Origin of the sequence: Chryseobacterium joostei, assembly GCF_003815775.1 — a bacterium.
Classification (GTDB): domain Bacteria; phylum Bacteroidota; class Bacteroidia; order Flavobacteriales; family Weeksellaceae; genus Chryseobacterium; species Chryseobacterium joostei.
This window is the reverse complement of the sequence record NZ_CP033926.1, coordinates 753531-771187: the sequence shown is the minus strand read 5'-3', so window position 1 is coordinate 771187 and position 17657 is coordinate 753531. Positions and strand designations below refer to the sequence as shown.

The 17657-nt window shown below is 35.5% G+C and carries 16 protein-coding genes; 7 read left to right on the top strand and 9 right to left on the bottom strand.

The annotated features are described in order from the left end of the window. Window positions 1-18 precede the first annotated feature (18 nt). From EG359_RS03630 to EG359_RS03615, 4 genes are all read left to right on the top strand, one after another. A complete protein-coding gene (locus EG359_RS03630; RefSeq protein WP_076351839.1) occupies window positions 19-2256 on the top strand; it encodes a TonB-dependent receptor plug domain-containing protein in 2238 nt (745 codons plus the stop codon). A gap of 131 nt (window positions 2257-2387) precedes the next feature. Further along, window positions 2388-2768, top strand: a complete 381-nt coding sequence (locus tag EG359_RS03625; protein WP_228434888.1) for an HYC_CC_PP family protein — start codon at window positions 2388-2390, stop codon at window positions 2766-2768. Between the two features lie 118 nt (window positions 2769-2886). Then, window positions 2887-3360: a DUF3347 domain-containing protein gene (locus EG359_RS03620; RefSeq protein WP_076351841.1), complete on the top strand. Its 474-nt coding sequence runs from the start codon at window positions 2887-2889 to the stop codon at window positions 3358-3360. A 90-nt stretch (window positions 3361-3450) separates the two neighbouring features. Then, window positions 3451-6234: a multicopper oxidase domain-containing protein gene (locus tag EG359_RS03615; RefSeq protein ID WP_084180282.1), complete on the top strand. Its 2784-nt coding sequence runs from the start codon at window positions 3451-3453 to the stop codon at window positions 6232-6234. Between the two features lie 13 nt (window positions 6235-6247). Here the strand turns inward: EG359_RS03615 and EG359_RS03610 are convergent, their stop codons facing one another. From EG359_RS03610 to EG359_RS03575, 8 genes are all read right to left on the bottom strand, one after another. After that, complete coding sequence (locus EG359_RS03610) at window positions 6248-6712, bottom strand: hypothetical protein (protein ID WP_076351843.1); 465 nt, start codon at window positions 6710-6712, stop codon at window positions 6248-6250. Then, window positions 6712-7830 carry an FAD-dependent monooxygenase gene (locus EG359_RS03605; protein WP_076351845.1) on the bottom strand — a complete coding sequence of 373 codons (1119 nt, stop codon included), beginning with the start codon at window positions 7828-7830 and terminating at the stop codon, window positions 6712-6714. The genes EG359_RS03610 and EG359_RS03605 overlap by 1 nt, the downstream gene beginning before the upstream one ends. 49 nt (window positions 7831-7879) lie before the next feature. Then, window positions 7880-8380, bottom strand: a complete 501-nt coding sequence (locus EG359_RS03600; protein WP_076351847.1) for a GNAT family N-acetyltransferase — start codon at window positions 8378-8380, stop codon at window positions 7880-7882. 10 nt (window positions 8381-8390) lie between these two features. Further along, window positions 8391-8984 (bottom strand): hypothetical protein, encoded by a 594-nt coding sequence (locus tag EG359_RS03595; RefSeq protein WP_076351849.1) that lies wholly within the window; start codon window positions 8982-8984, stop codon window positions 8391-8393. Between the two features lie 16 nt (window positions 8985-9000). After that, a complete protein-coding gene (locus EG359_RS03590; protein WP_076351851.1) occupies window positions 9001-9789 on the bottom strand; it encodes an alpha-ketoglutarate-dependent dioxygenase AlkB in 789 nt (262 codons plus the stop codon). A gap of 19 nt (window positions 9790-9808) precedes the next feature. Beyond that, window positions 9809-11041: a hypothetical protein gene (locus EG359_RS03585; RefSeq protein WP_076351853.1), complete on the bottom strand. Its 1233-nt coding sequence runs from the start codon at window positions 11039-11041 to the stop codon at window positions 9809-9811. A gap of 181 nt (window positions 11042-11222) precedes the next feature. Beyond that, window positions 11223-12089 (bottom strand): sigma-70 family RNA polymerase sigma factor, encoded by an 867-nt coding sequence (locus EG359_RS03580; RefSeq protein ID WP_002979276.1) that lies wholly within the window; start codon window positions 12087-12089, stop codon window positions 11223-11225. A 299-nt stretch (window positions 12090-12388) separates the two neighbouring features. Beyond that, on the bottom strand, window positions 12389-13180 hold the full coding sequence (locus tag EG359_RS03575; RefSeq protein ID WP_076351855.1) for a S1/P1 nuclease: 792 nt from the start codon (window positions 13178-13180) through the stop codon (window positions 12389-12391). 512 nt (window positions 13181-13692) lie between these two features. Between EG359_RS03575 and EG359_RS03570 the strand changes: the two genes are divergently transcribed. From EG359_RS03570 to EG359_RS03560, 3 genes are read left to right on the top strand one after another with little or no spacing between them, the layout of a single operon-like run. Next, window positions 13693-14610, top strand: coding sequence for a type VI secretion system baseplate subunit TssG (locus EG359_RS03570; RefSeq protein WP_228434890.1), 918 nt, complete (start codon window positions 13693-13695; stop codon window positions 14608-14610). 54 nt (window positions 14611-14664) lie between these two features. Further along, window positions 14665-15567: a TssN family type VI secretion system protein gene (locus EG359_RS03565; RefSeq protein ID WP_076351859.1), complete on the top strand. Its 903-nt coding sequence runs from the start codon at window positions 14665-14667 to the stop codon at window positions 15565-15567. Between the two features lie 28 nt (window positions 15568-15595). Continuing rightward, on the top strand, window positions 15596-16735 hold the full coding sequence (locus EG359_RS03560) for a hypothetical protein (protein ID WP_076351861.1): 1140 nt from the start codon (window positions 15596-15598) through the stop codon (window positions 16733-16735). A 77-nt stretch (window positions 16736-16812) separates the two neighbouring features. Here the strand turns inward: EG359_RS03560 and blaIND are convergent, their stop codons facing one another. Continuing rightward, window positions 16813-17532, bottom strand: a complete 720-nt coding sequence (gene blaIND / locus EG359_RS03555) for an IND family subclass B1 metallo-beta-lactamase (RefSeq protein ID WP_076352090.1) — start codon at window positions 17530-17532, stop codon at window positions 16813-16815. Window positions 17533-17657 lie beyond the last annotated feature (125 nt).

Below are 17657 nucleotides of genomic sequence, written 5' to 3'. Positions count from 1 at the left end.
AATTCTAAAATATTTCTTTTGAAAAAACTAGTTTTACCGCTAAGCCTTATGGTCCCTATGCTGATTTTCTCCCAACAAAGGAAAAAAGATACGGCGACCACTAAAGTAACCGATATAGAGGAAGTCGTATTCCAGAAAAAAACAACCGGAAGAACAAATGACCTTACCAATGTAAGAATTTCTGCAAAAGAAGCCAAGGCAGTAGCCTCCATAAGTGGCGGAATAGAGGGTTTGCTTAAAACACTTCCTTCTGTAAACTCCAATACTGAGCTATCTTCCCAGTATATGGTACGTGGTGGAAACTATGACGAAAACCTTATCTACATCAACGATATTGAGATCTACAGACCTTTCCTGATCAGAAACTCTCAGCAGGAAGGAATGAGTATCATCAATCCGGATATGGTTTCAACTGTGAATTTCTCAGCAGGAGGATTTGAACCCAAGTATGGGGATAAAATGTCTTCTGCTTTAAATATCTATTACCGTGAACCTGAAAAATTTGAGCTTTCAGGAGAAGCAAGTTTAATCGGAGGCCGATTAACAACCGGCTTGGCATCCAAAAATAAAAAGTTTACCGCTTTATTTTCCGGAAGATACAGAAATACCAATCTTGTTCTTAATACCTTAAAGGAAGATACAGACTTTAATCCTACGTATTGGGATTTTCAGTCTTACCTTAATTATCATGTTAATGATAAACTTTCCATGTCATTCATAGGGTATTACTCCAAGAATGATTATGAAATGATTCCTAGGGCAAAAAGTGTAACTTTTGGAAGTCTTCAGCAGCCTATTCAGGTAAACATTGGCTATGGTGGTCAGGAAAATGACCAGTATAAAAATATGATGGGTACATTCTCCCTAAACTATAAGCCAACCGATAAATGGAGACTAACATTGGATAGTTTTGCTTATCAAAACAGAGAAAAAGAATACTACACCATTCGATCAGAATATGATCTGCAAACATTTGACCCAATAACAAAGGAGCCTGTTGCTACCTATGACGTTGGGGGGCAGACAGAACATGCCAGAAATGATTTATTCGTAAGAACTTACGGAACACAGTTCAGAGCAAAATTCTCTCCTAATATCAATACGGATATCGAAGTTGGATTTAAGTATGAAAAGGAAAATCTGAAAGACCTTACCAACGAATGGAAACTGGTAGATTCTGCAGGATACAGTCTTCCAAGACCGGAAGTCATTGATCCAAGGACTGGAACTACGGGAGATCTTCGAATGTTTTATCATATTGCTGGAAAAAATGATATAGAGCCTACAAGACTATCGGCTTATGCTCAATACTCTCAGAAGTTTTACTGGGGTGCAAGCAAGGTATTTATCAATGCCGGAGCAAGAGTTTCCAACTGGAGCTTCAATAAGGAAACATTATTCTCTCCAAGATTCCAGTTTGCCATAAAACCGGACTGGGAATCTGATATGTTATTCAAACTTTCAGGAGGAATTTACTATCAGGCACCATTTTATAAGGAAATCAAGGATTTGGACGGAAATTTCAACTCTAATATCAAGTCACAGCGATCTATGCAATTGATTCTTGCCAATGACTATGAGTTTTATATGTATGACAGACCGTTTAAATTGACAACGGAGCTTTATTACAAGAAAATGGATAATCTGATCCCGTATTACATGGACAATGTAAGAATCCGTTACTCAGGGCAGAATAATTCAAAAGGATATGCATACGGAATCGATACAAGATTATTCGGAGAATTTGTTCCGGGAGTAGATTCTTGGTTATCCGCAAGTTATGCAAGAGTGTATGAAAATATTGATGGAAGAGGAAATATTCCAAGACCTACCGATCAGAGATTAAGGGTTGCCATGTTCTATCAGGATTATATGCCACAGTTCCCATCCATGAGGGTAAATCTTACCTTGGTGTATGCAATGGGACTGCCTACAGGTGCTCCTGTAATGTTTAACAGTAATGGACAGCCAGATTTTACATCAGCCTATAACTACCAGCAAACATTACCGGCTTATAAAAGAGTAGATATCGGATTGACAAAAGTTTTCATTGATCCGAAAGAAAAAAATAAGAGATACGGTTTCTGGGGAAATTTCCAGGAATTATCATTAGGAGTTCAGGTTTTCAATGCATTTAATATCAATAATACCGTTGCCAACCAATGGATCACGGATTATAATACCAATTATATGTATCCGGTTCCGGTACGTCTTACAGGACGTTTCTTTAATGTAAAATTAGAGTTTAAACTATAGTAACGTTTCTAAAAAAAATATAAAAAGCTTCTGAGAATATTCAGGAGCTTTTTTGTTTACCAGAATTTTATAACAACATTACTGAATTTTATAACAACGGTTTACAGGATATTTTTAACTTTGCTGTAACAATGAAAAAGATTCTTGCCATATTGTTCTCTATTTTCTACTTCGGATTTTCTTCCGGAGCAGCTTTTAGCGTTCATTATTGTATGCAGGAATTTGTTTCTGTAAGCCAGAAAACAGATGATATCTGTGGAAAATGTGGTGTAAAAGAAAAAAAGGGATGTTGTAAAACAGAGATTAAAATTGTAAAAGTTGATGATTCTCAGAAATCAGATTTGATGAATGTTGACTTTTTAGGACAAATCTCCGAAATCCCGGCCACACACCAGTTTTTCTTTGCAGATAAGTCTTTTTCAGCATCAAAATTTACTCAAATTCAGATTAATGGGCCTCCGGAATACAAGCCCGTACCTATCTATATCCATCATTGTAATTTTAGAATTTAGAATGCGTCTGTCGTTTTCGGTATTAAAATAATATCGACCAAGGCGACATGTCCTGACGCATGTACTTATGCGCTACCATTATTCTTTATTAAAAAAATTAATTCTAAAATTTAAAACAATGAAAAAGTATATCATTACAGCAGCCTTATCTTTATTTTCAATCATTTCACTTTCAGCACAATCTAAAAAAGATGCTCAGGTTTCAAAACTGTATCAGAACTATATTGCAATCAAATCTGCATTAGCTTCAGATGATGCCGACAAAACTTCAAAAGCTGCTACAGAATTCATTAAAACAGCTTCTACTATTGACTATAAATTAGTCTCTGAAGGAAACCTTAATATTCTTAGAAAAGATGCTTCTGCTATTTCTGATGCAAGAACTGTTGCTGCCCAGAGAGAAACATTCTTCAACCTTTCCGATAATATGATTGCTCTGACAAAAGAGTTTAAGCTTTCCGAAAAACCGGTGTATGTACAATATTGCCCCATGGCTGATGCAAGCTGGTTGAGCGACGAAAAACAGATCGCAAACCCATACTATGGCAAGTCTATGCTTACTTGTGGAAGTGTAAAGTCAGAAATTAAGTAATATGTTGTATTTATTTTTAAGACAATAAGTTGCATGATTTAGTTTATGATTAAATTGAAATCATGCAGCTTCTAAAAAGTTCGGAATATTATGAAAAAGCTAATCATATTTCTGGTGCTTTTATTTTCTGTTTTTACCTTCGCACAAACAACAAAAACCTATTATACATGTCCTATGCATGCAGAAGTAGTTTCCTCAAAACCGGGAGACTGCCCAAAGTGCAAAATGACCCTGGTAAAAAAAACAGTTGTAATACAACCCAAAGTGGTTGAAAAGCCGGTAGTAAAACCTATACAGAAAGTAGAGACCAAAACAAAACCAGTAGAAGTTAAGGTCAATAAGACCAAGATTGATAAAAAAGTTGATGTTAAAAAGTCAAAAAAAGTTGAGAAAGCTCAGGTAGTCAAACCTGATTTGAAACCTAAAAGTCAGATTTCTCCTCAACAATCTAAACCTCAATCTAAAATCACCTACACTTGTCCTATGCATCCTGAAGTTACTTCAGATAAACCGGGGAGATGCCCCAAATGCGGAATGGATTTAGTGGAAAAAGAAGATCATCAACATGTTGTAGTTGAAGAGCAGAAAGAAGAACAGCCTGTTCTAAAAAGAAACTCTGAAAACGGAAGACTTACTTTTGGAGGAAAAACAGTTCGTTATGATTTGTATGTAAAAGATACTATTGTCAATTTCACAGGGAAAAACAGAAGAGCACTTGCCATCAACGGAAAATTGCAGGCTCCTACGATGTATTTTACAGAGGGAGATACGGCAGAAATTTATCTGCATAATATGCTTAAGGAAAATACAGGACTTCACTGGCATGGTGTTATCTTGCCCAACGAACAGGATGGTGTGCCTTATCTTACCACAAAGCCTGTAAAACCAGGAGAGACCCATTTATATAAATTCAGAGTTTCTCAAAACGGAACGTATTGGTATCACTCACATGAGGCTCTTCAGGAACAAATAGGGATGAACGGAATTTTGGTCTTTAAAAAAAGAGAAGGAGAACCCAAAACAGAATATAATGCAGAAATCCCTGTATTATTGGGAGACTGGAGTGATGATGATCCCATGCAGATTGCCCGAAGACTTCACATGGCCAATACAGATTGGTATGCGGTAAAGAAAAATGCCGTTCAGAGTTATTGGGAAGCCATAAAGTCGGGGAATTTTGGAACAAAAGCGCTGAATGAATGGAAAAGAATGGAAGCCATGGACGTAAGTGATGTCTACTATGATAAATTCCTGATCAATGGAGCGCCAAGTTCTGATTATTCTAATCTAAAAGCGGGTGACAAGGTAAGATTGAGGGTAGCCAATGGTGGATCTTCCACTTATTTCTGGCTCAACTATGGAGGCGGAAAGATAAAGGTAGTTGGAAATGACGGAAATGATGTGGTTCCCGTAGAAGTAGACCGCTTGATTGTAGGTGTTTCTGAAACATATGACATTGAAGTCACTATTCCTGAAAGCAAAAGCTTTGAGTTCAGAGCTACTTCAGAAGACAGAATAGGGCATGCTTCACTTTGGTTAGGTTCGGGTGATAAAGTAGAAGCTCCCAATTTGCCTAGATTAATGCTTTTTGAAGGGATGAAAATGATGAATGGAATGATGGAAATGAGCGGAAACATGAAGCCAATGAACATGACGATGGGGAACCAGATGATGGATATGAATGAGGTAATGTACCCGGAAATTCCCGAAAGTCAAAGAAAGACAACGATGAAGCACATGAATGAAATGATGGGGGTAAAAACAAAGGAAGAGAAAAAAGAAGAAGATCATTCCCAACATTCAGGGATGAATATGAAAGAAGAAAAATCCATCAAAAGATTATCCTACAATATTTTAAAGTCTCCGGAGAAAACAATTCTTCCAACAGATAGTATTCGTGAAATGAAATTTACACTGGAGGGAAATATGAACCACTATCTATGGACGCTAGACAATAAAACGGTTACAGAAACAGATAAGATTTTGGTTAAAAAAGGAGAGATTCTTAGAATCAAACTGTACAATAATTCCATGATGCGTCACCCAATGCACTTGCATGGACACGATTTCAGGCTGATTAATTCAAAAGGAGAATACTCACCCTTGAAAAATGTCGTAGACATCATGCCCATGGAAACAACGATCATTGAATTTGCCGCCAATCAGGATGGAGACTGGTTTTTCCATTGCCATATCCTTTATCATATGATGGCCGGAATGGGAAGAATCTTCAGCTATGAAAATTCAAAACCAAATCCGCAGCTTCCTAACAGAAAACTGGCCTGGAAAAACTTCTTACAGGATAACAAGATGGTAGGCTCTATGGCTATGCTGGATGTTGCAAGCAATAAAATACATGCAGAAACCATGACAATGTTCGGACCAAGATGGGCAAACCTTAATGAATTTCATTCTAACTGGAACTTTGATCATTTTGAGGGAAGTGCAAAAGTGGGAAGATTTTTAGGGAAATTCCAATGGGCACTTCCATATGCAGGGGTAAGGGTTCAAAAAAATCATGAAATCATGGAAAGACAGATGGCAGAAGATATGGGAATGGATTTTCATGGTAAGAAAACCTGGTTCGGGCAGCAGAAAGCTTCTAAAAGCAGATATGCGTTTATGGTCGGGATGCAGTATGTATTACCAATGCTGATAACCGCTGATGCCAGTGTAGACCAAAATGGGAAAGTATTGCTGGAATTGAGCAGGGAAGATATTCCAATTTCCAGAAGATGGAGAGGAAACTTCAGTGTCAATTCTGATGGTGAGTTTTCTACAGGACTGAGATACATTGTTCAGAAATGGCTATCTCTTTCAGGAAATTATGATAACGAAATGGGATTTGGAGCGGGAGTTACCTTAACCTATTAAAAACAGAAGGAACTCAATTTGAGTTCCTTTTTTTATATTTAAAATACTGATAGAAAAAAGAAAAACTAATGAGTGAAATTATGCCTACCATTATCCAGAAGAAAGTTTTGCTAAAATTATCTCCATAAATTAATTCAACACAACAAGCCAAGCCAGATAAAAGAGTTACAAAGCCTAAAGTTAAATAATTACTTTTGTCATGACTAAAAGAAGGAGATTTTCCTCCGGTATAATATCCCGGGTTATACATGTTTTCGTTCCATTCCTTATAGCCTTCAAGTATTTCTCTATCAGGCTCTACATCGGCTTCATCTATTTTTAAATCTTCTATGATTTTTAAAATTTCATATTTTGTTTTTTCATCAGAAAGAAGAGATTTCGTTTTTAAATCTGCAAAATGAGGAATATGTTGCTCTTTTAAATAAGAACTGACAAAGGCAAGATTAGATTCGAATTTGAAAGTTTTTATTGTGATCATTATAATTCCAATTGTGTAATTTTTTCAACTAATTTTTGATTGGTGGTTTCCGGAATAAGCCTCATAAAGAAATTACGCAGAGAATTTCCTCGTTCCCATTGCGAGATTTGTCCTATTTTCCAACTGGTACTCACAATATAATCCACCTTTTTTCTTCTGATTTTTTGAAATTGCTCGAAGATGAAATTAAAGTCTTTATGCTTCTCGAGTAACTTCCCAAGAATGTAAGCATCTTCAATGGCCTGGCAGGCACCTTGTCCCATATTAGGAGTGGTAGCATGGGCAGCATCACCAATCAGGCATAGGTTTTCAGAATACCATTTCGGAATGGGTGAGAGGTCGGAAATTTCATTACAGATGATATCTTCTTCTTCTGTAGCTTCAATAAGCTTCAAAACGAGAGAATGATACTCTTTAAAAATGTCTGTTAGTTCCAAATATCTGCCAAAGCTCCTCTCATTGATGCAGGCATACCAGTACACTTTTTTCTCCGAGATCTTTACAAAGCCAAAGCGTTTTCCTTTCCCCCACATTTCAAAGGCCTCATGATGATGTTTTTCAGGCAGCTCAAAGTCTACAAGCCCGCGCCAGCATTTTTGTCCGGAACTTCGGATGGTTCCTGTTTTTAATATTTGATTTCGGATAGGAGACTTTATACCATCTGCACCAAAGACAATTGTACTTTCTACTTGGGTTCCATTATCAAAATCCAAAATATAGTTTTCTTTCTTTTCAATGGTCTTTAAAGAATGATTGAGCCGAATAGCCGCAGGATCTAAATTTTCTGCAAGAATTCTCTGTAGTTCAGCTCTGTGAATGGCTACATTGCAGGAATTATACTTTTTTTCAAGTTCAAGAATTTCCGTTTTTGAAAACGGTTTCATTGATTCGTTGGATAGGGTGATTCTATGGATTTTATTTCCTGCATTTTCAATTTTTTCTTTTAAGCCCAATTGATCAAAAACCTGCATCGCATTTACAGCCATCATGATTCCTGCCCCTACAGGCTTTATTTCAGGAGCAGATTCATAGAGCGTAAAATCATATTGATGCTGCTTCAGGATATTTCCAAGGGTGAGACCGCCAATTCCGGCTCCTATGATTGAAATGGGATTCATCAGTATTGGTTTATGGTATGTAAAGCCTGTTGTAAGTTGTTCATGAAATTTATAGGGTTAACATATAACTTTCAGATACTTTTTTAAAACCATATTTACCGAAAAAATGATGGGCACCATGATTATCAGCACCACTTTCCAGCATAATAAAACTGACGTTCCAGCTTTTGGATTCCCGAATCACTTCCTCCAAAAGTTTACTTCCAAGAGACTGACCTCTTACGGCTTGATCTAAAAGCATATCTTCCAAAATAGCATACTTTTTAAAAGGACTGTTAATAACATTGAAAACAAGCATCCCGACAATATCTCCGTTGCCATTTTCTGCAATTAAAATATTCAATTTTGAAGCCTCATTATAATCATAATCGGTCATAAGCTGTTCTGTAAATACAGCTCTGAGATCAGGATTCCAATGATTGGAATCTAAAGCTCTTCCATACATAATTTCACTGTGGGAGATGTAGGAATCTGTTTTATGGGCAATAAAAAAGTCGACCAGTTCCGGGACGCGTGTTTTATCTGTAAGCCATTTTGTAGTATATTTCATAAGATGTTGTTTATTTTATATGCTTTAATTCTTCCATTAACCTATTCTGCTTCTTGATGAAATTATCTAGACTGTCTGTTTTTAGAGGATGAGCATTTTGATACTTTTCAATTTCAAGAAGTGTTTTTCTGATTTTAAAGGCAACGTATAGATTATTTAAAGTTTCATTATTTTTATTGATCTGAGCAATAAGCGCTTTTATATTTCCGGTTTTAAGATTGTATTGATCAGCACTGATTTTAACCTCTGCTTCAATCTGTTTTTTCATCAGAGAATCAGTAATCGACTTGGTTTTATATCCTGCCTGCTGATAATAAGATTCAGACATGCTGAGTATTTTGTCGTATATCTCCAGAACCTTTTCGGTTTCCTCTATGTTTTTTTGTACTTTATCATCAAGTGCTTTAAGGTTTTTATCATCTTTAATTACCTCGGAATAGATTTGATCAATCAAATTTTCTCCACGATAAGATTCTAAGGAACTTGATACCGAAGATTTTGCATTGTCAACAGCATTTTCCACAATCGGAGCATTTCCAGCCTTACTTTCCCTACATGAAAGCAAGGATAAAGCCATTACAGAAGCGAAAAGTATTTTTTTCATTGTGATTATTTTAAAATTATGTTTTGGTAATAGGTTTTATAAGGTCCGCATTACTTATGGTGTACAATAAATTGGGATAAACGAAATCCAGTGATCTGTTTTCCTGACCCCTCAGCTGGAAAAACTCTGATTCCTGATCTTTATCTGTCAATGCCAGTGCCTCACCGGTAGAAAAATAAGGAAGCTCATCTTTGAACTGAATATAGGTTTTTGAAGTTCGGAAAGTTATTCCCAACCACTTATTATTGGATATTGTATTTGATGATGAATTCAATATAATTTTATGCTGAAATCTTTTATTGGTTTCAACGGAAAATAAAACTACAGAATTATGATGGAGTATAATTTCAGCCTCCTCATGGGTTACTTTGTCTTTAATAACGAGTTTTCTTAAATGAAACTCCTCCAGCTCTTCAGGCTTCTCATAGCATGAAAAAAGTGCTATAAAAGAATCGCTGTCCAAGTCCAATGCCTGATCAGAATGGTAATTCATTTTAGAATAAGTAGAATCATACACTTCAATTAAAGCGTTGTTGAAATTCTGTACAGGTATATCAATATGGTTTTCAAGTAACGTATCATTAATACTGCCCACAAGCTTATGATGAATATCTGAAAATACAACAGCTGGAATGGCATATCGCGTAGTGGTTCTTACAATCGGAATAAGTTGCCCATTTGTATTAACAAGATGATTTCCAATCCTACCTTTTCCGGTAGACTCAAATTCAGCAGAATTGAATAGTGGATCGAAAAGATTTTCTTCCAAAGGAAGATTGATGATATAAAATTCAGGAAAGCTCATTTTTCTTTATTTTATATATTTAAAAAATAGGTTTTTCATAATCACCAGAGTTCATGCTGAAATGAATTTTTCCATATTCCATCATCTTTTCAGAGATATTTTCTTCATAATAAGAATTGCGCAGCTCTTCCTGAAGTTCAGGAGTCATTTTTTCAAGTTTAATATAGCTGTCATTTTCTTTAATATAAGTCTGATCATCTGTGTGCATGGCTTCCAGATTAGAACAACGCACTACATAACCCATTCTTATAGGAATTTGATCAACACCCAAAACAGAGGGTTTGATTTCATGGGTATAGAGCCTGTTGGTGGAAAGCGGGATTATGAATGCAGAATTCGGGTATAAAGTAACACTGAATTCCTTTTCCAGAGAATCATCCTCCACATTTTTCTTTAACTTGAAATGCAATCTTGTCAGGGCACTTGTTTGTTTATAGCACCAATCGAATCTGTCGGTAGTTGATGGTTTTAGCTGTTCAGTATTAGAATCATCATAAAAAGTACAAAATGCAATAAGCCCTTCCTTAGGCATATCTTTGGTTTTATCCGAATGTGCCTTGATTTTAGCTTTTACTTCCTTTTCAGAATCAGCAGTTTTCTTTTTATTCTCATAGATCTGTACCAGAGCGTGATTAAGTTCTGTTTTACTTTCGAAACTTTCCTGCACACACTTGTTTAATATATTGATAATTTTTGTATCCGTACTGCGGAAATTATCTGTAGGCCCTGTTAAATTACTGGAACATCTCAAAAGATGATAATGAAAGGCATCTTTTCCGTCTTCAGCAGGGGTTTTGGTGACTTTGCTGAGGTAGATTCCTTTTCTTAAAGCCTTACTTTCCTTGTTGGATTCTGTAAGTTCCTGAAAATCATGTTCAGATTTTATTTTATCAAAATTGCTTTCGCCCACAAACAGTTTTCTGTAATAAACCCCAGCATTGCTGATGACTACAGGAACTTCTCCCAGTGTTACTATTTTTGATTTTTCCGGGTTATAATTTTCATAATTAACCGAAAACTCTTCTATAATGTTAAGAAAGAGATTGGTTTCTGTAAGAATGTTGAGGTCTCCACATACGTATATGTTTTTATTGCTAAAGTCAATCTCTCTATCCGAAAGGTTATTGATAACCAATCCGCAGAAATTCTCGATGAGGTATTGAAGTTCAGAATTGATAGTATTGTCGTTTTGCAAAGCAACAAGAACGTTTTTATCTTTAGAAATTTTGTTTTCAAATGGTAGAGTAGTCATGTTTAATCTTTTCGAATTGAATTTTATAATGGTATTAGTTGAAGGTATTTAAAAAATTGTTACAAATGCTTATCGATAGAATGTAAATCAAAATCTTTAAATAAAAGTATCCATAGATACAAAAATAAAAAAAAACGGAGCCTGAAAACAGACTCCGCCTATAAAATAGTTTGCGCTAAAATTATTTACCTAGGTAAGATTTAAGGATCTTACTTCTGGTATTGTGTTTTAGTCTCTTAATTGCTTTTTCTTTGATCTGACGAACTCTCTCTCTTGTAAGATCGAAAGTCTCACCAATTTCTTCTAAAGTCATTGGGTGTTTTCCGTTCAGTCCGAAGTATAGTCTTACCAAATCAGCCTCTCTTGGAGTTAAAGTATTCAATGCTCTTTCAATCTCAATTTGTAGAGACTCAAGCATTAAGTCTTTATCAGGACTTGGTGATTCTCCTGAACGTAATACATCATAAAGGTTAGAATCTTCCCCTTCTACTAAAGGAGCATCCATAGACAGGTGTCTTCCGGAGTTTTTCATAGATTCTTTAATGTCCTCCTCACTCATGTCAAGAACTTCAGCCAATTCTTCCGGAGAAGGTGGTCTTTCATTTTCCTGCTCAAGGTGAGCGTATGCTTTATTAATTTTATTGATGGAACCAATTTTGTTCAACGGAAGTCTTACAATTCTGGATTGCTCAGCTAACGCCTGTAAAATTGATTGACGGATCCACCATACTGCATAAGAGATAAATTTGAAACCTCTAGTTTCATCGTACCTTTTTGCCGCCTTCATTAATCCTAGGTTACCTTCATTAATCAAATCGGGTAAGGAAAGACCTTGATTTTGGTATTGCTTGGATACAGAAACTACGAAACGAAGGTTGGCCTTGATTAATTTCTCTAGTGCGGCTCTGTCGCCTGCACGTATTCTTTGTGCCAATTCTACTTCCTCGTCCGCAGTAATTAGTTCCACTTTACCAATTTCCTGCAAATACTTGTCTAATGAAGCAGTTTCCCTGTTGGTAACCTGCTTAGTGATTTTTAATTGTCTCATTTATTTTATCCTCAAAAAAGAGTTACTATAGTATATACGTTTGGCAAAGTGAAAAGGTTACACCTATTTTGATTTTTTTTGTAAAAAGTAGTATTATAGGGAAAATCAAGAGGTAATACTTTAGAAGTTAATTTAATTAGAAGATGGGTAAGAATATTATTTTTAAAGCTTAAATAGTGAAATAGTGCAAGAGCCTTAAGTTCTAAACAAAAAAAACGAAACCGAAGTTCCGTTTTATAACTATTAAGTAATATTTTAACTGTAGCCAGTATTCTTAAATGTTTACCAGCAACCGGTAATTAAAATAATTCATTCAGTACTTTCGCCAGTCTTAATCCTCCGAACAATAATTGTCTTTCCATTGTTTCGTTGAATTTATACTGATAATCGTAGGATAATTTTGAATCATTTGGAGTCTGTGCATAGATTTTGTTGGCAATTTTATGCGAATCATACAACCAGTCTTCCAGTGTTCCGGATTGAATTTGTGCTACTTCTTCTTTAGATTTGATATCCAAAAGCTTGGAATATTCGGTATAGCTGTATTTTTGAGAATCAACTAGTTTCCCGTCCCAAACAGAGTGTAAGTTTGTTTTTTCTCCAAAGTAAGTAACATTGATCTTATTTCCTCCTAAATCTTCAGCTCTTCCTACGTGTAGAGGCTGAGCAAGATCTCCCATAATATGAATAAGGAAGATTAAAGCGATTTTTCTGTCCTTTTCAGAAGTGTTTTTATCCTTAATTTGTCCGGATAAAGTGTTTATCTGAGTATAAAGACTTGGACCTGCCTGCATCTTTAGGTTTTGATCAAAAGCCTTAAGATCTGTCTGTGGATCAATGTTTACATAATGCCAGGATGAAGCCTGCTTCCATACGCCCGTTGTATCAGACTTAATGAAATCTGGCCAGTTGGCCCAATATGCCAAACGCTCTTTTCCCATTATTTTTTTGATTTCTCTTCTAGCCTTTCTCGAAAGGTGGTTTTCAGCAATGTCTGCAATGACTCTATGACCTGTTAATCCCCACGCATAAGAATAAAGTGAAGAGGAAATGAATGCTAAAATCAGAATTTTAGAATAAATACTTTTCATTTTAAATAACAATTTTCAATCTGCAAAGATACGGCCCGCTTTCCGAATGAGCATGAATTATCCCGAATTTATTCCGTAATAAATGTTAATAAAATTTAATCTAAATAAAATAGGGAATTGTACTAGGTTTGGACGGTTAAGTTAAGGAGAGGATTTATTTTTGTATAATGTATAATGTATAATGTATAATGTATAATGTATAATGTATAATGTATAATGTATAATGTATAATGGAGGGAGGTTATATTGCAAAGGAATGGACTTTATAAAATATTAGGGAAAAATTTTTAAACCTCTGATTTTGAACACTACCTTTTACTTTTAAACATAGAGCTGATATGCTTTTTACCGTATTTTTACGGAATTTACTTGAATTTATTCCTTTTAATGTCAATAAAATAGTACTTTTAGGATAAAATTATTGCCAAAATATTTTTTCAAACTTACGAGATATATTATCTTTACAAGTCATAATCACAGGAAACACTATGCATGAGAACAATATTGTAGACATGAATTACAATAAGCTGCAGACAGACTTTAAGGCTGAAGCTGTGGCTGTTAACCTTTTAAAATACCAACGGACCGTAAGCAATATCTTTATTGAAAGGGTAGGTGTAAATGACCGTGCCTATTTAAAGGATATTAAAAGCATTTCGAGCAGTTATCTAGGCTTTGATGAGGAAGTATTCACTATAGAGACTTATAGGGAGGGGATTTATGATTATCTTCCTGAGGGACTATTTCATCCGCCGTCTCTTGGAGCTTCCAGAAAAAATGTAGACACCGTTGTAAGAGAAATTCGTAAACAGAAAAGAGTAGAGGATGATGCCCGAAAATTTTTCCGCCCTTTTGAGCTGGAAGTTTTTTTTACGGAGATCAGTGCTTTACTTAAGGAATCTGAGTTTGATATTTCCAGTAATACAGATTCTTTGCTGGAAACAGTAAGCGAGCTGTGGCCACTGATCAATATGCTGGATAAGAAAAACGCTTATGTCTTTATGCATATTTTGCCATTTTTCCATCAGATCCGAGGAGACAAGAAATGGTTTGAAAGATGTATGACTGCATTTCTGCAAGTACCTGTAGAGGTAACTTTTTCTCCAAATGTTATTGATGGAATAGAGAAAAATAATGACTCTATGCTGTTGGGAAATTCAAGGCTGGGAGTTACTTATATTCCGAGTGGAAGACATATGGATGGGCAAAGGAACTGGGTGGTCAATATAGGTCCGATTCCTTATGAGGATATGAAGAAATATATTCCCGGAAGTCCGTTCAGAAATGTTCTTCAGGCATTGTATGACTATTTTCTTCCGGTAACGGTGGATATAGAGGAAAATTTTGTCACAGAAAAGGTAGAATACTCGTTCAGCCTTATGGATGATGAAAGAAATGCCAGCCGCCTTGGATACTCTACATTCCTCTAAATTATTTTATTATATTTACAACTACCAACAAAGTATAAATTCGAAAAGAAAAAAATGGAAATTTCTTCAGTAAAAGGTATTTTTTTAAGGTATATCCTAATGCCTTTAATCGCAGTTATAATGATGTTTATCCTGGGAATCATCAGGAGAAATAAACCTGCGATAAAAATTAAAGTCATTATTATATACGTTCTTCTGTGCAGTTTATGCCTGGCTATTCCAGGTGTTTTTGGATTTGCCGGAAATCTTTTTAATCCTTATTGGTATCTCATTGCACAGGTTATTTACCTTATTTTTGGGATTATTCACGTGAACTTATTACACAGATACTTTAAAAAGCACATTGAATCTTTATCAATGAGTATTTTATTTGAGTCAATACTTTCATTAACGTGTATAGCATTGGGAGGATTTTTGTTTACCTTGCTATTTAATTGGATGAGCAAAGGTACAGGGTATGCGGTAATGGCTGCCACCAGTATGCTGATCTTTGTAGTACCAATGGTATTTTATTACTGTTATATTCAGTTTATCAGTATTCCTTTTGATATCTATAAAACATGGAGATATTCTCCGGAACAGAAACTTCCTGATTTTGATGGGGTTGACTTTGACAGATTAATGGTTTTAAATGTTGAATTAAGTAAAAACCTTGAAGATTCAAACCGATTCAGAATTAAAGCAAAAACACTTCCGACTGGGATTACTTTTGGTGACTGGTTTTATAGAGTAGTGGATGATTATAACCATAAAAATCCGGGATCAATTATTCATCTTTCAGATGAGACAAGAGAGCCTTATTACTGGATCTTTTATACTAAAAAATCATTTTTCAGCTTTAGAAAATATATAGATTTCGACCAGGACATTACTACAAACAGCATTTCTGAAAATGAAGTGGTTATTTGTAAAAGAGTTATTCAGCATGAAGAGGAGGGAGTCGCAAGAAAATCATAAACACAAAAAAAATTAAAAAGTATTAAGCATGATACAACCTATTAAACATTTTGCAATCAATTGGGTGGATGGGATGAAAGTTTCCCAGAGACACCTTAATGATCAGGATAATTTCTTAATTGATACCATCAGAGATTCCAATTCACTTGGGATTACTACATATAACTATGGGCTTTTGCCTATTTCCACAGAATTTACAGACCGTACTATTTTTGATGTTCACAACACTGCAACCAATGATGTGCAGCTGGTGATCAAAAGATGCAGCGCCGTTACTATGGCTGGATATCGTATAGAATTGATCGATAGAAGAATCAGTGTGAAATCATTGGCGAAGTCAATGAATGAGGAGCAGGTAGACGGTGAATATTATATTCTGATCTCTGTAAATCCTTTTGATAAGGTTCCTTTTGGGGATATTGATCCGGAAGAAATTCCGCCACGCCATCCAAATGCACAGCCTAATCACCATATTGAGTTACTTCCTGTAACTTCCCTGAACAGCAGTTATTCAGGAGGGAACTATCTGATTATAGGGAAAGTGGATTTAAAGGCTAATATTGCACAGGTAGATTCCAATTTTATCCCGCCATGTACCTCTATCCAGAGTCATCCGGCTTTGGTAGATTATTACGGAAGCTTTGCAAAATCTATCGGAAATCTACAACAGTATGCTTTTAAAATCATTCAAAAAGCATCTCACAAAAACCAAAATACAGCATTGGCACAGAACGTTAAGTTTCTGTGTAGCACTATGGTGAACAACTTTGGAGATATGTACTTCCAATTCAGAAATATTACCCCTTGGCAGCCACCTGTATTTTTAATTGAATCATTTGCAAAACTGGCACTTCATTTATACAACTCAACTCAGCTTCTGGTTCCTGCTGAACTGGAAGAAATGTTGAACTATAGTTTAGAATGGAGTGAGATTGCACCACATACCTTACTGAACCAGCTTTCTATTGTAGCAGAGACTAACTATGACCATCACAATTGTGGAGAGCCATTACTTTATATCCAGCAAATGTTGAGAAGCTTAGAAACCATCTTCGCCAAACTTAGCGAACTGGATTATATCGGTCAGAGAAAAGAAAATATTATTGTTAACGAGCAGGAGGTTTCTAGCAATGCTAACCCTAAGAGAGGTTGGAGTGTACTAGACTAATACAATCTGTTATTAAAATATAAATCCCGAATTTTCATTCGGGATTTTTTTTATTGTGAAAAAAAGTATAAACAAATTTATTTTTTGTTCAGAAGTTCCAGTGTGTGCTCTACATGTCCACCTCCTTTCCATTCATCATGACCAGGAATGACCAGGGTAGCTTGGGAGTACTTCGACTTTAGTTTTTCCATGGTCTTTGGCCATTGGGCAACATTGGCTTCTCCGGTATATCCAAGATCTACTGCTGATTTGCTTTTTACAAGACATCCGCCATCTAATATTTTATATTTTGGGAACCATACCACGACATTGTCAGCAGTATGCCCTTCACCAAGAAAGTCTACTGTAAATTCCTCTCCACCAATGCGGTAAGGTTTTCCTGTTTTTATAAGTTCTGTAGAAGTAGCTTTTCCGTCTTTCTTTAGTAGTTCGTTAGTTTTGGCTGTTGCATAGGTTTTAATTCCTTTATTGTTGTAAAAGCTTAAATCTCCAGCTCTGTCCTCATGGGAATGAGTCGCAAATACTGCAATTACAGGTAGATGATGACGTTTTTGAATGGTATCCATTAAGCTTTGATACTGTGTTTTCTGCCATGGAACATCAAATAAAACAACTCCTTTTTTGGTAACCAGATAAACAGCATTGGTAGAGTATTCTTTACCTCCGAATACTCCGAAAGTTTTGTAAATATAGAAGTTAGGTTTAATCTGTGGCTCAATCACAAAATCTCTTACCTGAGCATTTGCAAATGGACTTAGCAACATTGAAACAATAAAAAATGGAATGCTTTTTTTCATAATTTTTTTAGTAATAATTAAAGTTTGTACTTGTTGGAAAGACAAAATCTGTAGAAAGTTTTGCAAACCTAGTTAAAAATAAATCTTCATATATTTTAGGATGGAGAGTTTAACCCTTTTTTAAC